This window comes from Streptomyces sp. ISL-96 (assembly GCF_018614035.1).
GTDB lineage: Bacteria > Actinomycetota > Actinomycetes > Streptomycetales > Streptomycetaceae > Streptomyces.
The window spans coordinates 85240-100928 of record NZ_JAGGPA010000034.1 but is presented as its reverse complement, the minus strand read 5'-3'; the positions used below and the strand labels follow the sequence as shown (position 1 = coordinate 100928).

Sequence of the window (15689 nt, the reverse complement as noted above, 5' to 3'; positions counted from 1 at the left end):
TATCCGTGCCGTTCTGTTCTTACGGTTCTTACGGTGTTGCCTGCTCGACAAACTGGCTCAGTGCCGTTGTGTCGAGCGGTGCCCGGCCCCGAAAGGCCCGGGGAAACGCCCGGCGGCGAACCGCCAGGGCGAGACAGGCAGGGGCGGGGTGAATGTACGCACCCCGGCCGGGCAGCGTACCGCGAGGATCGGGGACACATTCACCCTCGATCTCCACGATGCGCAGCAGTTCGCGCTTGGCCGCTCGCTCCCGGCATCCCACACAGGTTCGCTCAGGGCATACGCGGGCATGCGTCCGGCCAGACACTATTAAGTCTACCTCCCCGCGGCGACCTCGCCCCATGGGGGCAGAAATCGAACGGTTGTTGTCGTAAAAACAGCCTCAGTCCTGGTCGGAGGACTGGTCCTGCGGCTGCTCGGTGTCGGAACGGATGTCGATGCGCCAGCCGGTCAGCCGGGCGGCGAGGCGGGCGTTCTGGCCCTCCTTGCCGATCGCCAGCGAAAGCTGGTAGTCCGGCACGGTGACGCGGGCGGAGCGGGCCGCCATGTCGACGATCTCGACCTTGCTGACGCGCGCGGGCGACAGGGCGTTGGCGACCATCTCGGCCGGGTCGTCCGACCAGTCCACGATGTCGATCTTCTCGCCGTGCAGCTCGGCCATGACATTGCGCACACGGCCGCCCATCGGGCCGATGCAGGCGCCCTTGGGGTTGAGCCCCGACCGCGTCGAGCGTACGGCGATCTTGGAGCGGTGGCCGGCCTCGCGGGCGATGGCCTCGATGACGACCGAGCCGTCGGCGATCTCCGGCACTTCGAGGGCGAAGAGCTTCTTCACGAGGTTCGGGTGGGTCCGGGACAGCGTCACGGACGGACCGCGCACACCCTTGGCCACTCGTACGACGTACGACCGCAGGCGCAGACCGTGCGTGTACTCCTCGCCCGGCACCTGCTCCTGCACGGGCAGGATGGCTTCCAGCTTGCCGATGTCGACGAGGACGTTCTTGGGGTCCCTGCCCTGCTGCACGACGCCGGTGACGACATCGCCCTCGTGGCCCGCGTACTCGCCGAAGGTCCGGTCGTCCTCGGCGTCGCGCAGACGCTGGAGGATGACCTGCTTGGCGGTGCTGGCCGCGATCCGCCCGAAGTCGGACGGGGTGTCGTCGAACTCCTTGGGCTCCTGGCCCTCTTCGAGATCCGCTGGGTCTTCCTTCGCCCAGACCGTCACATGCCCGGTCTCGCGGTTGAGCTCCACGCGCGCGCGGCGGAAGCTTCCCTCGGTGCGGTGGTACGCGATGAGGAGGGCCGCTTCGATCGCCTCGACCATCAGGTCGAAGGAGATCTCCTTTTCCTTCGCCAAGCCCTTCAGGAGCTTTACGTCGATATCCATGGCTACGCCTCCTCTTCCTTCTTGTCCTTGCGACTGAATTCGATCTCCACGCGCGCCTTGGCGATGTCCGCGAAGGCGACCCGGCGGGCGGTGGGCTTGCGGCCCTTCACGCCCGGCACTTCGAGGTCTAGTCCCTCGTCGTCCACGGTCAGAATGCGTGCGACCAGCTCGCTGCCGTCGTGCAGCGTCAGCTTGGCCAGGCGGCCGGTGGCCCGTGCGTAGTGGCGGTGCTCCGACAGCGGGCGGTCGGCGCCCGGGGAGCTGACTTCGAGGACGTACTCGCCCTCGCCCATCACATCCGGCGTCTCGTCGAGCTTCTCGGAGATGGCGCGGCTCAGGTCGGCACAGGCGTCGAGCTCCACGCCTTCGTCGGAGTCGACGACGATCCTCAGCTGGCGGCGTCTGCCGGCCCGGGACACCTCGATGTCTTCCAGATCGAGGCCTTCCGCGCTGACCAGTGGTTCCAGGAGTGCGCGCAGCCTGTCGCTCTGGGTGGTGCTCATCCGGGTGACTCCTCGGCCGCGTGTGCTGTTGTGTGGATCGTCGCGTGTCGTCGCGTGTCAGATCAAAGGGTATCCGGTCCCGAGGGGTGTTGCCGTCAGCCTGCCGGGGAGCCGCAGGTACGCTCGCCTGCGGTGATCACCGCTGAGGCCCGAGGGAGACACAGGTGCGGCGCACGGAAACCACACGCAGGGGTGCGCTCGCGGCGACCGGGGCCGCTGCGGTCGCGCTGCTGACCGGCGGGTGTGCGGAGGATTCGGCTCCGGGGGGCGGGGAAGGCTCGACGGCCGATGCCGTGGCCGCCGCGCTGCGCGCCGAGGCCGGGCTGCGCAAGCGGTCCGCCCGGACCAGGCGGACACTGCTGGCGCACTACGACGCCGTCATCGCCGCCCACCCTTCCGCCGCCGAGCGGCTTGAGCCGCTGCGCGAAGCGGTGGCCAGGCAGGCGGACGCGCTGCGGGGCGAGGGTGCGGCGGGCCGTGCGGGCGCGCCCCCGCCCGTCGCAGGTGAGCACAGGGCCGCGCTCAAGGAGCTCGCCGCCGAGGAGCAGCGGGCCGCCGACGCGCACACCGCGGCTCTCGTCGAAGCGCCGCCGGAGCTGGCACGGCTGCTGGCGTCCGTGGCCGCGGCCGGCGCCGCGCACGTGTATCTGCTGACTGAGGGGAGCGACGGCCGATGAGCGGGACGACGCCGACGACACCGACCGCCATGCGGGCGGTGGAGGCCGTGCAGGCCGCGCTGGCCGCCGAGCACGCCGCCGTGTACGGGTACGGAGTCGTCGGCGGCCGGGTCGCCGACGAGCGCCGGGGTGAGGCGCGGGAGGCGTACGACGCCCACCGCTCGCGGCGCGACGCGCTGCAGCGGACCGTGCGCGACCTGGGTGCCACCCCGGTGGCCGCGGCCGCCGCGTACGCCCTGCCCTTTCCGGTGCCCGACGCGGCGGCTGCGGTACGTCTCGCCGCCGAGCTGGAGGACCGGGTGGCCGGGGTCTACTCCGACGTCGTACGCGCCGCCGGGGGGCCGCTGCGGCGCGAGGCGGCGGGGGCGCTGCGGGAGGCAGCGGTGCGGGCGGTGCGCTGGCGGGGACGCGGCGTAGCCTTTCCGGGGCTCGCCGAGCTGACCACGCCCGACGTGAGCCGCAAGCAGTGAGCTTTGAACCGGCCTTTGAAGGGGACACCACACGCATGCCTTTTGAACCGCCGCAGCGTCTCGTACGGGCGCTCGGCGAGGTGTACCCGGACGTGGCCGCCGCCTGGCTCGGGCAGTTGCCCGTGCTGGCCGAAGAGGCCGTGTCCCGTTGGAAGTTGACCGTCGAGCGGGTGCAGAACCCCGGCGGCAGGAGCAGCCTGGTCGTCCTCGTACGCCAGCAGGACGGCTCCCCGGCCGCGCTCAAGATCGCACCGGAAGCGGCGGGGCCCGCGCTGGAGCGGGCGGCGCTGGCGCACTGGAACGGCTGGGGAGCGGTCCAGCTGCTCGACGGGGACGCCAAGGCCGGTGAACTCCTGCTGGAGCACCTGCACTCCGAGGTCTCGCTGCGTTCCCTGCCGGAGGCCAAGGCTCTCCTGGAGGCGGCCGGGATCGTACGCCGGCTGTGGATCGAGCCGCCCCCGGACCACCCCTTCGAGACCGTCGCCGAGCGCACGGCCCGCCAGGCGGCGGCGATGCGCCGCTCCGCCGACCCGGAGCTGGCCCCACTGGTCGAAGCCGCCCTGGCGGCCCGCGACGAACTGACGTCGTCCGCGGCCGAACTCCTGCTCCTGCACGGCAACTTCAGGCAGGGCAAGGTGCTGGCCGGCGACCGGGCGCCGTGGCTGGCGGTCGGGCCGGATCCGCTGGTGGGTGAGCGGGCGTACGACCTGGCACGGCTGGTCCGTGACCGGGTCGAGGACCTGGTCGCCTCTGCCGGGGGCGCGTCCGCCACCCGCCGCCGGGTAAATAAGCTCGCCGATTCCCTGGACGTCGACCGGGCCAGGCTGCACGGGTGGACGCTGTTCCGGGCGGTGGAGTCGGGCGTACGGGCGCGAGCGGCCGGCCGCCACCAGGACGCGGAACTCCTGCTGGAGTTCGCCGGCTGGCTGTAACCGGCCTGGCCCGGCCTCGGATCCGCTGCGCGGGGCTTTCCCCGACCCGCCCCTTCCCGAACTGGGGCGCCGCCCCAGACCCCGGTCCTCAAGCGCCGGACGGGCTGGAGTGGCCGGGGGTGGCTGGGGCTCCGCCCCAGACCCCGGACCCGCACCCGCCCCCAGCCGGGGTCGCCGGCCGTCAGGCCGTAAGGCGGGCGATCGCCTCGTCGACCGTCAGCTCCTCGCGCTCACCCGTGCGGCGGTCCTTCAGCTCAACCACGCCCTCAGCACTGCGGCGCCCCGCCACCAGGATCTTCGGTACGCCGATGAGCTCGGCATCCGTGAACTTCACGCCCGGCGAGACGCCCGGACGCTCGTCCACCAGCACCCGCAGCCCCGCCGCGCCCAGCTTCTCCGCGACCTCCACCGCCAGCTCGGTCTGGAGCGCCTTGCCGGCCGCGACCACGTGCACGTCCGCCGGCGCGATCTCCGCCGGCCAGCACAGGCCCTTGTCGTCGGCGGACTGCTCAGCCAGCGCGGCCACCGCGCGCGAGACGCCGATGCCGTACGAGCCCATGGTCACGCGGACCGGCTTGCCCTGCTGGCCGAGCACGTCGAGCTGGAAGGTGTCGGCGTACTTGCGGCCGAGCTGGAAGATGTGGCCGATCTCGATCGCGCGGTCGAGCTTCAGCCCGGTGCCGCAGTTCGGGCAGGGGTCGCCCTCCTCGACGACGACGACGTCCAGGTAGTCGTCGACCTCGAAGTCGCGGCCCGCGACGACGTTCTTGGCGTGGGTGTCGGGCTTGTTGGCGCCGGTGATCCAGGCCGTGCCGGCCGCGACGCGCGGGTCGGCGATGTAGCGGACCTTCTCCAGGCCCTGCGGGCCGACATAGCCCCGTACGAGATCGGGACGGCCCACGAAGTCCTCGGCCGTGACCAGCTCGACAACGGCCGGCGCCAGGTGCTCGCCGAGCTTGCCGAGGTCGACCTCCCGGTCGCCGGGGATGCCGACGGCGACGATCTCGCCGTCGACCTTGACCAGCAGGTTCTTCAGCGTCGCCGACGCCGGTACGCCCAGGTGGTCGGCCAGGGTCTCGATCGTCGGGGTGTTCGGGGTGTCCAGCTCCTCCACCGGACCGTGCTCCGAGCCGTCGTACGCGGCGGCGACGGCCTCCGCGCTGAAGGTCACGGCCTCAGTGTTCGCCGCGTAGTCGCACGCCGGGCAGTCCACGAAGGTGTCCTCGCCGGCCGCGGCCGGGGCCAGGAACTCCTCCGACGCCGAGCCGCCCATCGCGCCGGACACGGCGGAGACGATGCGGTAGTCGAGGCCGAGACGCGCGAAGATCTTCTGGTAGGCGGCGCGGTGCAGCGCGTAGGACTCGGCGAGGCCCTCGTCCGTCGTGTCGAAGGAGTACGAGTCCTTCATGTGGAACTCACGGCCGCGCAGCACGCCGGAGCGCGGACGCGCCTCGTCGCGGTACTTGACCTGGATCTGGTAGAGCATCACCGGCAGGTCCTTGTAGGACGTGCACTGGTCCTTGACCGTCTGCGTGAAGATCTCTTCGTGCGTCGGGCCGAGGAGGTAGTCGGCGCCCTTGCGGTCCTTGAGGCGGAACAGCAGGTCGCCGTACTCCTCCCAGCGCCCGCTCGCCTCGTACGCCTCCTTGGGCAGAAGCGCCGGCAGCAGCACCTCCTGGGCGCCGATGCCGTCCATCTCCTCGCGCACGACGCGCGAGATGTTGTCGAGGACCTTCTTGCCCAGCGGGAGCCAGGTCCAGATCCCCGCTGCGTTCCGGCGGACGTAACCTGCGCGCACCAGCAGCTTGTGGCTGAGCGTCTCGGCGTCCGCCGGGTCGTCACGCAGTGTCTTGACCATCAGACGGGACATGCGCTGGACCTGGGCCATGGTGAACTCCTGCGAAGAAAAGTGTGATGGCAAGGAGGTTAGCCGGGTGGCACAGGCACCGGGAAATCCGTTACGCGCCGTAACGGCGCAGCGGGAGGGGCGCGCCCATCACCGCGTACGGCCTGGGCGCGCTCGGGAAGTGCACCTGGCGGGCCAGGTCGACGTAACCCAGTGCCCGGTAGAGGCCGCGGGCCGGGCTCTCGATGTCGATCGCGGAGAGGATCGAGCGGGGCTGCTCGGCGGTGTCCGTGATGGTGGTGATCAGCTCGCGTCCGATGCCGCGTGCCTGGTGGGAGGGGTCGACGTGCAGTTCGGTGATGACGAAGGAGTCGTCGAGCCAGTCGTCGTTGCCCGCCCTGCGCAGGTACGGCTCGACGACGGTGGACCACCAGTGCGTGCGGTCGTTCGGCATCCCGTAGACGAAGCCGACGAGCCGGCCTTCGGGCGTCGTGGCGCCGAGCGCCCGCGCGCCGGGGCTGAGGAGGTGCCGCAGCACGATGTGACGGCGTACACCGATCTCGTCGTCGGTGAGGCCGAAGGCCAGGGCCTGTACGGCGAGCGCCTCGTCCACGCGCTCGGCGAGGTCGACCGGCGCTACCACGACGGCGGGGGTCCGGGGTTCGCCCCCGGCAAGAGGTGCCATGAATTGCACCCTACTGGGCGCTCGCCTCAGAACAACACGCTCATAAACGCGCCAACCTCGCGGAAGCCGACCCTCCGGTACGAGGCACGCGCGGCCGTGTTGAAGTCGTTCACGTACAGGCTGACCACGGGCGCGACATCGGCCAGCGCGTAGCGCAGCACGGCCGCCATGCCGGTCTCGGAGAGGCCGCGGCCTCGGTACTCGGGGGCCACCCAGACGCCCTGGATCTGGCAGGCCTGCGGGGTGGCGGCGCCGATCTCGGCCTTGAAGACGACCTTGCCGTCGTCGATACGGGCGAACGAGCGCCCGGCGGCGACGAGTTCGGCGACCCGCGCCTGGTAGAGCAGTCCGCCGTCGCCCGCGAGCGGCGAGACACCGACCTCCTCGGTGAACATCGCCACGCACGCGGGCATGATCACGTCGATCTCGCTCTTGCGGATGCGGCGGACGCGGGGGTCTGGCCGGATGTCGGGCGAGGGCTGGTCGGTGACCATGAGCGGCTGGTGCCGGCGTACGTCACGGGCCGGGCCCCAGCTGGGTTCCAGCAGGCGCCACAGCTGCCCGGTGGCCTCGGCGGGGCCGACGATCGAGGAGCAGCGGCGGCCGGCCCTGCGGGCCCGGTCGGCGAAGGCGCGTACCGCTTCGGGGGTCGCGCAGATCGGGACCAGGTTGGCGCCGGAGTAGCAGAGCGAGCGGAGCCGGCCGTCGGCGTACCAGCCCCACATCTCACCGCCCAGGCGCCACGGGTCGAGACCGGCGGCCTGGACGCGTGAGGTCACGAAGGCGTTGGCGACGGGCTCGCTTTCGAGGATGGCGAGCGCGGCGCCGAGTTCGCCGGGGTCGAGGACCCGGGTAGTGGTCTGAGTCAACACGTGAGGGGCCTCACCGTACGGTCTTCTGATCTCCGCACTCTACCGGGCGCTCCTCGGGGACGCCGCAAAACGGGACGGAGCCCTGCCGGTGGGGGCGGGGCTCCGTCGCGTCGTCGTAGTGCGGAGAGGTCAGCTGCTGACGGAGACCTCGGGCTCGCCCGACATGACGCCGTCCTTCTCCATCTGCTCGGCGATCTTCATCGCCTCTTCGATGAGCGTCTCGACGATCTTCGACTCGGGCACGGTCTTGATGACCTCGCCCTTGACGAAGATCTGGCCCTTGCCGTTGCCGGAGGCGACACCGAGGTCGGCCTCGCGGGCCTCGCCGGGGCCGTTGACGACGCAGCCCATGACGGCGACGCGCAGCGGGACCTCAAGGCCGTCGAGGCCGGCGGCGACCTGGTCGGCGAGCTTGTAGACGTCGACCTGGGCGCGGCCGCAGGACGGGCAGGAGACGATCTCCAGGCGGCGCTGCTTGAGGTTGAGCGCCTCCAGGATCTGGAGGCCCACCTTGACCTCTTCGACGGGCGGCGCGGACAGCGAGACGCGGATGGTGTCGCCGATGCCCTCGCTCAGCAGCGCGCCGAAGGCGACCGCCGACTTGATGGTGCCCTGGAAGGCCGGTCCGGCCTCCGTGACACCGAGGTGCAGCGGGTAGTCGGACTGGGCGGCGAGCTGCCGGTAGGCGTTGACCATCACGACCGGGTCGTTGTGCTTGACCGAGATCTTGATGTCGCCGAAGCCGTGCTCCTCGAAGAGGGAGGCTTCCCACAGGGCGGACTCGACGAGCGCCTCCGGCGTGGCCTTGCCGTACTTCGCGAGCAGGCGCGCGTCGAGGGAGCCCGCGTTCACGCCGATGCGGATCGGGGTGCCGGCGGCGGAGGCCGCCTTGGCGATCTCCTTCACCTTGTCGTCGAACTGCTTGATGTTGCCCGGGTTCACCCGGACCGCCGCGCAGCCGGCGTCGATGGCGGCGAAGACGTACTTCGGCTGGAAGTGGATGTCCGCGATCACCGGGATCTGCGACTTGCGCGCGATGGTCGCGAGCGCGTCGGCGTCGTCCTGGGTGGGACATGCCACGCGTACGATCTGGCAGCCCGAGGCGGTCAGCTCCGCGATCTGCTGGAGCGTGGCGCCGATGTCGGACGTCCTGGTGGTCGTCATCGACTGCACCGAGACGGGTGCGTCCCCGCCGACCGCCACAGATCCGACCTGGATCTTGCGGCTGACCCTTCGGTCGGCGAGCTTCGTCGGAACGGACGGCATTCCGAGAGAAATTGCAGTCATCTGCTGTGCAACCCCAAGGTGTGGATCAAGGTCCCGAGATCGGCGGGCTCCGGACTTCGAGGTTACGTCACCGCGAAAGCCCGGAGCACACCACGTCGCTCCGCTTCGGCAAGTCCACCCACAAGTACACCCAATGGTGGGCCGCCGGTGAACTGCTTGTGTCAGGAGATTCGAACCGGGTTCACGACATCGGCTACGAGGACCAGCGCGGTGAAGCAGATGAAGATCCCGGCGACGACGTACGCGAGGGGCATCAGCTTCGCGACGTCGAAGGGACCCGGGTCGGGGCGCCGGAAGACCTTCGCCACATTGCGCCTCAGCGACTCCCACAGGGCCCCTGCGATGTGCCCGCCGTCCAGTGGCAGGAGCGGAAGCATGTTGAAGAGGAAGAGGGAGAGGTTGAAGCCTCCGACGAGGAACAGCATCATCGCGGCGGTGTTCTCCATGGGCAGCCCGAGCCCGAGGATCTCGCCGCCGACGCGGGCCGCGCCGACCACGCCCATCGGGGAGTCGGCCTTGCGCTCCTCGCCGTTGAACGCCGCGTTCCACAGGTCGGGGACCTTGGACGGCAGGGCGATGAGCGAGTCGACACCGGACTCGATCATGACGCCCATGTGGTCCAGCGAGTCGGTGAAGGACAGCGGGGTGACGGCCATGCCGGGGCCGAAGCCGAGGTAGCCGGCCTTGACGTACTGATCTTCGACGGGCTGGCCCTGGGCGTCCTTCTTGGCGACCTTGTTGGCGATCAGCGTCGCCTGGAGGACCTTCTCCCGGCCGTCGCGCTCGACAGTGATCGAGGCGGGGCCGATGGTCTCGCGGATACGGTCCGAGAGGGTGGTCCAGTCATCGACGGGCTGCCCGTTGAAGGCGACGATCTTGTCGCCCTTCTCCAGGCCGGCGGCCTTGGCGGGCGACGCCGGGTCGCCCTTGCGGCAGTCGCGGTTCTCGCTCTGCGCGACGACACAGGGGACGACGGTGTCGACCGTGGTCGTCTGCTGGTTCAGGCCGATCGTCATGAAGACGCCGAGGAAGATCGCCACGGCGAGGATCAGGTTCATGAAGGGACCGGCGAACATCACGATCACGCGCTTCCACGGCTTGCGCGTGTAGAAGAGGCGCGTCTCGTCGCCCGGCTGAAGTTCCTCGTACGCCGCCGAACGGGCGTCCTCGATCATGCCGCGCCACGGCGATGTCGACCTGGCCTCGATCTTCCCGTCGGCGCCCGGCGGGAACATTCCGATCATGCGGATGTAGCCGCCGAGCGGAATCGCCTTGACGCCGTACTCCGTCTCGCCCTTGTGCCGCGACCAGATGGTCGGGCCGAAGCCGACCATGTACTGCGGCACGCGGACGCCGAAGAGCTTGGCGGTCGAGAGGTGGCCGAGCTCGTGCCAGGCGATGGAGATGAGCAGCCCGACAAAGAAGATGACTATCCCGAGGACCGTCAACAGGACCGTCGTCATGCGCGAGCCTCCGCTGTTGCCTGTGCAGCTGTCTGTACTGCGATTTCACGGGCCCGGGCGCGTGCCCAGGTCTCGGCTTCCAGGACGTCCGTGACCGTGAGCGAGGTTCCCGTACGGGGGCTGCCATGCTCGGCCACGACTTCGGCGACCGTATCCACGATTCCTGTGAACGGCAGCCGTCCCGCGAGAAACGCGTCGACGCATTCCTCGTTCGCGGCATTGAACACCGCCGGGGCCGTGCCCGCGAGCGTACCGACGTGGCGGGCCAGTCCCACAGAGGGGAAAGCGTCGTTGTCGAGCGGGTAGAACTCCCACGTCGACGCCTTGGACCAGTCGAAGGCGGGAGCGGCGTCGGGGACGCGCTCGGGCCAGCCGATGCCGATGGCGATCGGACCGCGCATGTCGGGCGGCGTCGCCTGGGCGAGCGTCGAGCCGTCGGTGAATTCCACCATTGAGTGAACATACGACTGCGGGTGGACGACGACCTCAATGCGGTCGAAGGGAATGTCGTAGAGGAGGTGCGCCTCGATGACCTCCAGCCCCTTGTTGACGAGTGTCGCCGAGTTGACCGTGATCACCGGGCCCATGGCCCAGGTGGGGTGAGCGAGGGCGTCCTCGCGGGTGACGTGGGCCAGTTCGGCCTTCGTACGGCCGCGGAAGGGGCCGCCGGACGCGGTGACGACGAGCTTGCGGACGTCGGCGCGGGTGCCGCCGGCCAGGGCCTGGAACAGCGCGGCGTGCTCGGAGTCGACGGGGATGATCTGCCCCGGCTTGGCGAGCGCCTTCACGAGCGGGCCGCCGACGATCAGCGACTCCTTGTTCGCGAGGGCGAGCGTGCGGCCGGCTTCGAGGGCGGCGAGGGTCGGGGCGAGGCCGATGGATCCGGTGATGCCGTTGAGGACGGTGTGGCACGGCGATGCGGCGACCTCGGTGGCGGCATCGGGCCCGGCCAGGATCTCGGGAAGGGGTTCCGCGCTCCCGTACTGGGCCTTGAGCGCCTCGCGCAGGGCGGGCACGGCGTCCTCACGGGCGACCGCGACGCTGCGGACCCGCAGCTTCCGCGCCTGCTCGGCGAGCAGTCCGACCCGGCCGCCGGCCGCGGAGAGCGCGGTGACGCGGAAGCGGGCGGGGTTGCGGAGCACCAGGTCGATGGCCTGGGTACCGATGGACCCGGTGGAACCGAGGACGACGATGTCCCGGCGGCCTTCGGACGGGTCGAAGGCGATGTGCGGGTCGGCGAGGGGGGCTGGGCTGTCGCTCATGCCCCCATTGTTGCCGCAATGGCTCACTGGTTGGACAGCGACTCCGTTTCCCGTCACTTCGTGCCGACCGCCGCCCGGAACTTCTCCCACTGGGCGTCGGTGACTTCCTTGGGCACGCCGCCGATGTCCTTGGTGTCGGTGATCTCGCCGCGGAAGGAGAGGGTGGCCGAGCCGGAGCGTACGACGGTGAGGTACTCGTGGAGCTTGAGCTTCCCCTTCACGTCGAGAATCGTGAAGTGGTACGCCCTGGCCTCGTCCGCGCCGGCCCCGAAGTCGGGGGCCTCGACCGGCTCGACCTTGAGGTACTTGCCCTTGGCGATGGCCCGCACCTCGGTGAAGCCGTCGGCGCACTCCTCGCCGGCCTTGCCCAGGTCCTTCATGACGCGGGCGGCGTCGCCACCTCCGTACGAGCGGAGCTGGACGGCGACGGTGAGGCCGAGCGTCTCGTCCGGGACGTCGACCTGGCGGCTGACCTCGGTCTTCAGGTCGTAGTCGGTGACATCGGCGGCGAGGCTGACCAGGGGCTGGCAGACGGCGGGGTCGGCGGTGTAGTCGTCGCCGTGGGGCGCGCCGAGGGTGAACTCGGACGCGGTGTACTTGCCGACCGTCTCGCCGTCGGTGAAGGAGGCGGCGGTGAGCTGCGCCTCGGTGAGCGCCTTGGGCCCTTTCGCGGTGGCTTTGGCCTTGCCGCTGGGCTTGTTGTCGTCCTGGCCGCCGTCGCCCTCCCTGCCGCCGCTGCCGCCGCAGGCGACCGCTCCCGCGAGCAGCAGGCCGCCCATCGCGAGGGCCGCCCCACGCCGTCGGCTGTTTCGCTTTCCCGCCCCGAACATGCGTGACCTCTGGTTCCGTTGATGCGTGGGTGAACGCACGATTGTGGTGCATGGGTGCGGTTCGCGCCACAGGCGCCGCCTCCGGCCGCCCAACCGCCCGTACGAAAAGGAGCAGGGTCACCAGGCTCGCTGAAGCGCCGCGAAGGACTCGTGGAAGGCCGGGAAGGTCTTCCGTACACAGCCGGGGTCGTCGAAGGTGACACCGGGCGGTGCGGTGCGCAGTGACGTGACGGCGAAGGACATCGCCATGCGGTGGTCGCCGTACGTCGCGATTTCGGTGGGGCGGGGCGTGCCGGGGTGGATCTCGATCCAGTCGGGGCCGGTGGCGACCGTGATGCCCATCCGGCGCAGATTCTCCGCGCACGCCTCCAGCCGGTCGCACTCCTTCACGCGCGTGTTGGCCACGTCCTCGATACGGACCGGTCCGGCGGCGTACGGCGCGATGGCGGCCAGCGTCGGCATGGTGTCGGAGATGTCGCGCATGTTGACCGTGAGGCCGCTCAGCGTGCCGGTGCCCCGGACCGTGGTGGCGTCCGCGGTGATACGGACCTGCGCGCCCATCCGTTCCAGTACGTCGACGAAGCGCAGGTCCCCCTGGAGCGCGCCCGCGCCGAGACCGGGGACGGTGACCTCCCGGCCGCGCGAGATCGCCGCCGCGGCGAAGAAGTAGCTCGCGGTGGAGGCGTCGGGTTCGACGGCGTACGTCGTCGCGCGGTAGCCGCCGGGCGCGACGCTGAAAACGCTCCCCTCGCGCGTCACTTCGGCGCCGAAGCTACGCATCATCGCGAGAGTGATCTCGACGTACGGCGCCGAGACCAGGTCGGTGACGGTGATGCGCAGGCCCTCCTCGGTGAGCGGGCCGAGCATCAGGAGCGCGGTCAGGTACTGCGACGACTCCCCCGCGTCCAGGGTGACTTCGCCGCCCTTGACGCCGGCGGCGGCGATGCGCAGCGGGTGGTGACCCTCGGCCTCCTCGTGGCGCAGGTCGACGCCGAGCGCGCGCAGCGCGTCGGTGAGCGGGGCGAGCGGGCGGCGGCGCATCTGCGGCGATGCGTCAAAGCGGTACGTACCTGACGCGGCTGCGGCGGCAAGCGTGGGCAGGAAGCGGGCGGTGGTGGCGCCGTCGCGGCAGTAGACGTCGGCTTCGACGGCGGCCGGGCCCGACGGGCGGCCCTCGACGCGCCAGGCGTCGGGCCCGCGCTCCACCCGGTACCCGAGCCTGCCGAGCCCTTCGGTGAAGCCCTCGGTGTCGTCCGAGCTCAGCGGGCGCAGGAGGGTGGTGGTTCCGGCGGCCGCGGCGGCGAGAAAGAGGGCGCGCGCGGTCACGGACTTGGAGCCGGGGATGTCTACGACGGTCACGGGCCCCATCCTGCCGGGTGGGGCTTGGTGCGCTTCGGGGCGTTTCGCCCTTTGGACACGCCTGAAGCCCGGCGGGGCCCGCCGGGCTTCAGGCACCGTTCCTCAGCGGATCGGACGGTGGACGTTCTCCCGTTGCGAGGGGCCGGGGGCGGCCTCCGCGATCCAGGGGCCTTCGCCGCTCGGGTCGACGATGCCCTGCTCCAGCCAGGTGTACGTACCGGCCAGGACGCCCTTGACGACCTTGTGGTCGAGGTCGTCGGTGTTGGTCCACAGCCGGTTGAAGAGTTCTTCCGTCCGGATGCGGGACTGGCGGCAGAAGACATCGGCCAGTTGGTACGCCTCGCGGCCGTGATCCGTTGTCGTACGCAGGAGTTCGGCCCGTACGCACGCCGCGCTCATCGCGAAGAGCTCCGCGCCGATGTCGACGATCCGGCCGAGGAAGCCCTGCTTCGTCTCCATGCGGCCCTGCCAGCGCGACATGGCGTAGAAGGTGGAGCGGGCGAGCTTGCGCGCCGTGCGTTCGGCGTAGCGGAGGTGGGTCGAGAGGTCCGGGTGCCCGGGAGGGTGGAACTCGGTGTACGAGCCCGGAAGCTGACCCGGTCCCGTCACCAGCTTCGGGAGCCACTTGGCGTAGAAGCCTGCCGCGTTCGCGCCCGCCTTCGCCTTCGCCGACAGCGGCTTGTCGGGGTCGATGATGTCGCCCGCCACCTTCAGGTGGGCGTCGACCGCCTCGCGCGCGATCAGCAGGTGCATGATCTCGGTCGAGCCCTCGAAGATCCGGTTGATGCGCAGGTCGCGCAGCATCTGCTCGGCCGGTACGGCCCGCTCGCCCCGCGCCGCCAGGGAGTCCGCCGTCTCGAAGCCGCGGCCGCCGCGGATCTGGACCAGTTCGTCGGCCATCAGGCAGGCCATTTCGCTGCCGTACAGCTTGGCGAGGGCGGCCTCGATGCGGATGTCGTTACGGTCCTCGTCGGCCATCTGCGAGCAGAGGTCCAGGACCGCTTCGAGAGCGAAGGTGGTCGCCGCGATGAAGGAGATCTTCGATCCCACCGCCTCGTGGTAGGCGACCGGCTTGCCCCACTGCTCACGCACCGACGACCACTCGCGGGCGATCTTCAGACACCACTTGCCCGCGCCCACGCACATCGCGGGCAGCGACAGGCGTCCGGTGTTGAGCGTGGTGAGTGCGATCTTGAGGCCGGCGCCCTCCGGGCCGATGCGGTTCGCGGCGGGGACCCGTACCTGGTGGAAGCGGGTGACGCCGTTCTCCAGGCCGCGCAGCCCCATGAAGGCGTTGCGGTTCTCGACGGTGATGCCCGGCGCGTCCGCCTCCACCACGAAGGCGGTGATGCCGCCCTTGTGGCCCTCGGACTTGGGCACGCGCGCCATGACGACCAGGAGGTCGGCGACCACGCCGTTGGTCGTCCAGAGCTTCACGCCGTCCATGACGTACGAGTCGCCGTCGGGAACGGCCGTGGTCGCTAGCCGGGCCGGGTCCGAGCCGACGTCCGGCTCGGTGAGGAGGAAGGCGGAGATGTCGGTACGGGCGAGTCGCGGCAGGAAGGCGTCCTTCTGCTCCTGCGTGCCGAAAAGTTTGAGCGGCTGGGGTACGCCGATCGACTGATGCGCCGACAGGAGCGCGCCGATGGCCGGGTTGGCCGAGCCGACGAGCGCCAGGGCCTTGTTGTAGTACACCTGGGTGAGGCCGAGGCCGCCGTACTTGATGTCGATCTTCATGCCGAGCGCGCCGAGCTCCTTGAGCCCGTTGATCACCTCGTCGGGGATCTTCGCGTCGCGCTCGATCTGCGCGCCGTCGATCTTCTCCTCGCAGAAGACGCGGAGCTTGTCGAGAAACGCCTCTCCGCGTGCCGCGTCCTCGGGCGGCGGCATCGGATGCGGATGGATGAGGTCCATGCGCAGGCGGCCGAGGAAGAGTTCCTTGGCGAAACTCGGCTTTCGCCAGTCCTGTTCGCGCGCCGCCTCGGCGACCTGCCGTGCTTCGCGTTCGGAGACCTTGGGCTGCTTGGGCTGCTTGGTCGGTTGTGCGGACATGAGGAGCTCACCTCGCCGCGAGTCGTGGCCCGGCCGGTCGCATTACCGCCCGGTTTTACTCGTC

Annotated in this window: 15 protein-coding genes; 3 read left to right on the top strand and 12 right to left on the bottom strand. The window is 70.4% G+C overall.

Annotated features, from left to right (window positions below; genetic code table 11):
- Positions 1-28 precede the first annotated feature (28 nt).
- The 3 genes from J7E96_RS21960 to rimP form a co-directional block, all read right to left on the bottom strand.
- Positions 29-307 (bottom strand): YlxR family protein, encoded by a 279-nt coding sequence (locus tag J7E96_RS21960; protein ID WP_215133376.1) that lies wholly within the window; start codon positions 305-307, stop codon positions 29-31.
- Between the two features lie 75 nt (positions 308-382).
- A complete protein-coding gene (gene nusA, locus J7E96_RS21955) occupies positions 383-1387 on the bottom strand; it encodes a transcription termination factor NusA (protein ID WP_215133375.1) in 1005 nt (334 codons plus the stop codon).
- A 2-nt stretch (positions 1388-1389) separates the two neighbouring features.
- Entirely contained in the window at positions 1390-1890 is a 501-nt protein-coding gene (gene rimP / locus J7E96_RS21950) for a ribosome maturation factor RimP (protein WP_215133374.1), read from the bottom strand.
- Positions 1891-2054: 164 nt separating this feature from the next.
- Between rimP and J7E96_RS21945 the strand changes: the two genes are divergently transcribed.
- The 3 genes from J7E96_RS21945 to J7E96_RS21935 are packed head-to-tail and all read left to right on the top strand — an operon-like array spanning position 2055 to position 3969.
- A complete protein-coding gene (locus J7E96_RS21945) occupies positions 2055-2567 on the top strand; it encodes a hypothetical protein (protein ID WP_215133373.1) in 513 nt (170 codons plus the stop codon).
- Positions 2564-3037, top strand: a complete 474-nt coding sequence (locus J7E96_RS21940) for a ferritin-like domain-containing protein (protein ID WP_251070244.1) — start codon at positions 2564-2566, stop codon at positions 3035-3037. Before J7E96_RS21945 ends, J7E96_RS21940 begins: the two co-directional genes overlap by 4 nt.
- 35 nt (positions 3038-3072) lie before the next feature.
- Positions 3073-3969, top strand: coding sequence for an aminoglycoside phosphotransferase family protein (locus tag J7E96_RS21935; RefSeq protein WP_215133372.1), 897 nt, complete (start codon positions 3073-3075; stop codon positions 3967-3969).
- Positions 3970-4150: 181 nt separating this feature from the next.
- Here the strand turns inward: J7E96_RS21935 and J7E96_RS21930 are convergent, their stop codons facing one another.
- From J7E96_RS21930 to J7E96_RS21890, 9 genes are all read right to left on the bottom strand, one after another.
- Positions 4151-5857, bottom strand: a complete 1707-nt coding sequence (locus J7E96_RS21930; protein ID WP_215133371.1) for a proline--tRNA ligase — start codon at positions 5855-5857, stop codon at positions 4151-4153.
- A gap of 70 nt (positions 5858-5927) precedes the next feature.
- Complete coding sequence (locus J7E96_RS21925; protein WP_215133370.1) at positions 5928-6500, bottom strand: GNAT family N-acetyltransferase; 573 nt, start codon at positions 6498-6500, stop codon at positions 5928-5930.
- Positions 6501-6526: 26 nt separating this feature from the next.
- A complete protein-coding gene (locus J7E96_RS21920) occupies positions 6527-7372 on the bottom strand; it encodes a GNAT family N-acetyltransferase (RefSeq protein ID WP_215133369.1) in 846 nt (281 codons plus the stop codon).
- 129 nt (positions 7373-7501) lie between these two features.
- A complete protein-coding gene (ispG, locus tag J7E96_RS21915) occupies positions 7502-8659 on the bottom strand; it encodes a flavodoxin-dependent (E)-4-hydroxy-3-methylbut-2-enyl-diphosphate synthase (RefSeq protein WP_215133368.1) in 1158 nt (385 codons plus the stop codon).
- A 161-nt stretch (positions 8660-8820) separates the two neighbouring features.
- Positions 8821-10122 (bottom strand): RIP metalloprotease, encoded by a 1302-nt coding sequence (locus J7E96_RS21910; RefSeq protein WP_215133367.1) that lies wholly within the window; start codon positions 10120-10122, stop codon positions 8821-8823.
- Positions 10119-11384 carry a 1-deoxy-D-xylulose-5-phosphate reductoisomerase gene (gene dxr / locus J7E96_RS21905; protein WP_215133366.1) on the bottom strand — a complete coding sequence of 422 codons (1266 nt, stop codon included), beginning with the start codon at positions 11382-11384 and terminating at the stop codon, positions 10119-10121. The genes J7E96_RS21910 and dxr overlap by 4 nt, the downstream gene beginning before the upstream one ends.
- Positions 11385-11437: 53 nt before the next feature.
- A complete protein-coding gene (locus J7E96_RS21900; protein ID WP_215133365.1) occupies positions 11438-12214 on the bottom strand; it encodes a hypothetical protein in 777 nt (258 codons plus the stop codon).
- Between the two features lie 117 nt (positions 12215-12331).
- Entirely contained in the window at positions 12332-13573 is a 1242-nt protein-coding gene (aroA, locus tag J7E96_RS21895; RefSeq protein ID WP_215133364.1) for a 3-phosphoshikimate 1-carboxyvinyltransferase, read from the bottom strand.
- 102 nt (positions 13574-13675) lie between these two features.
- The gene (locus tag J7E96_RS21890; RefSeq protein ID WP_215133363.1) at positions 13676-15625 is read right to left on the bottom strand and encodes an acyl-CoA dehydrogenase family protein; all 1950 of its coding nucleotides are present in this window, start codon (positions 15623-15625) and stop codon (positions 13676-13678) included.
- Positions 15626-15689 lie beyond the last annotated feature (64 nt).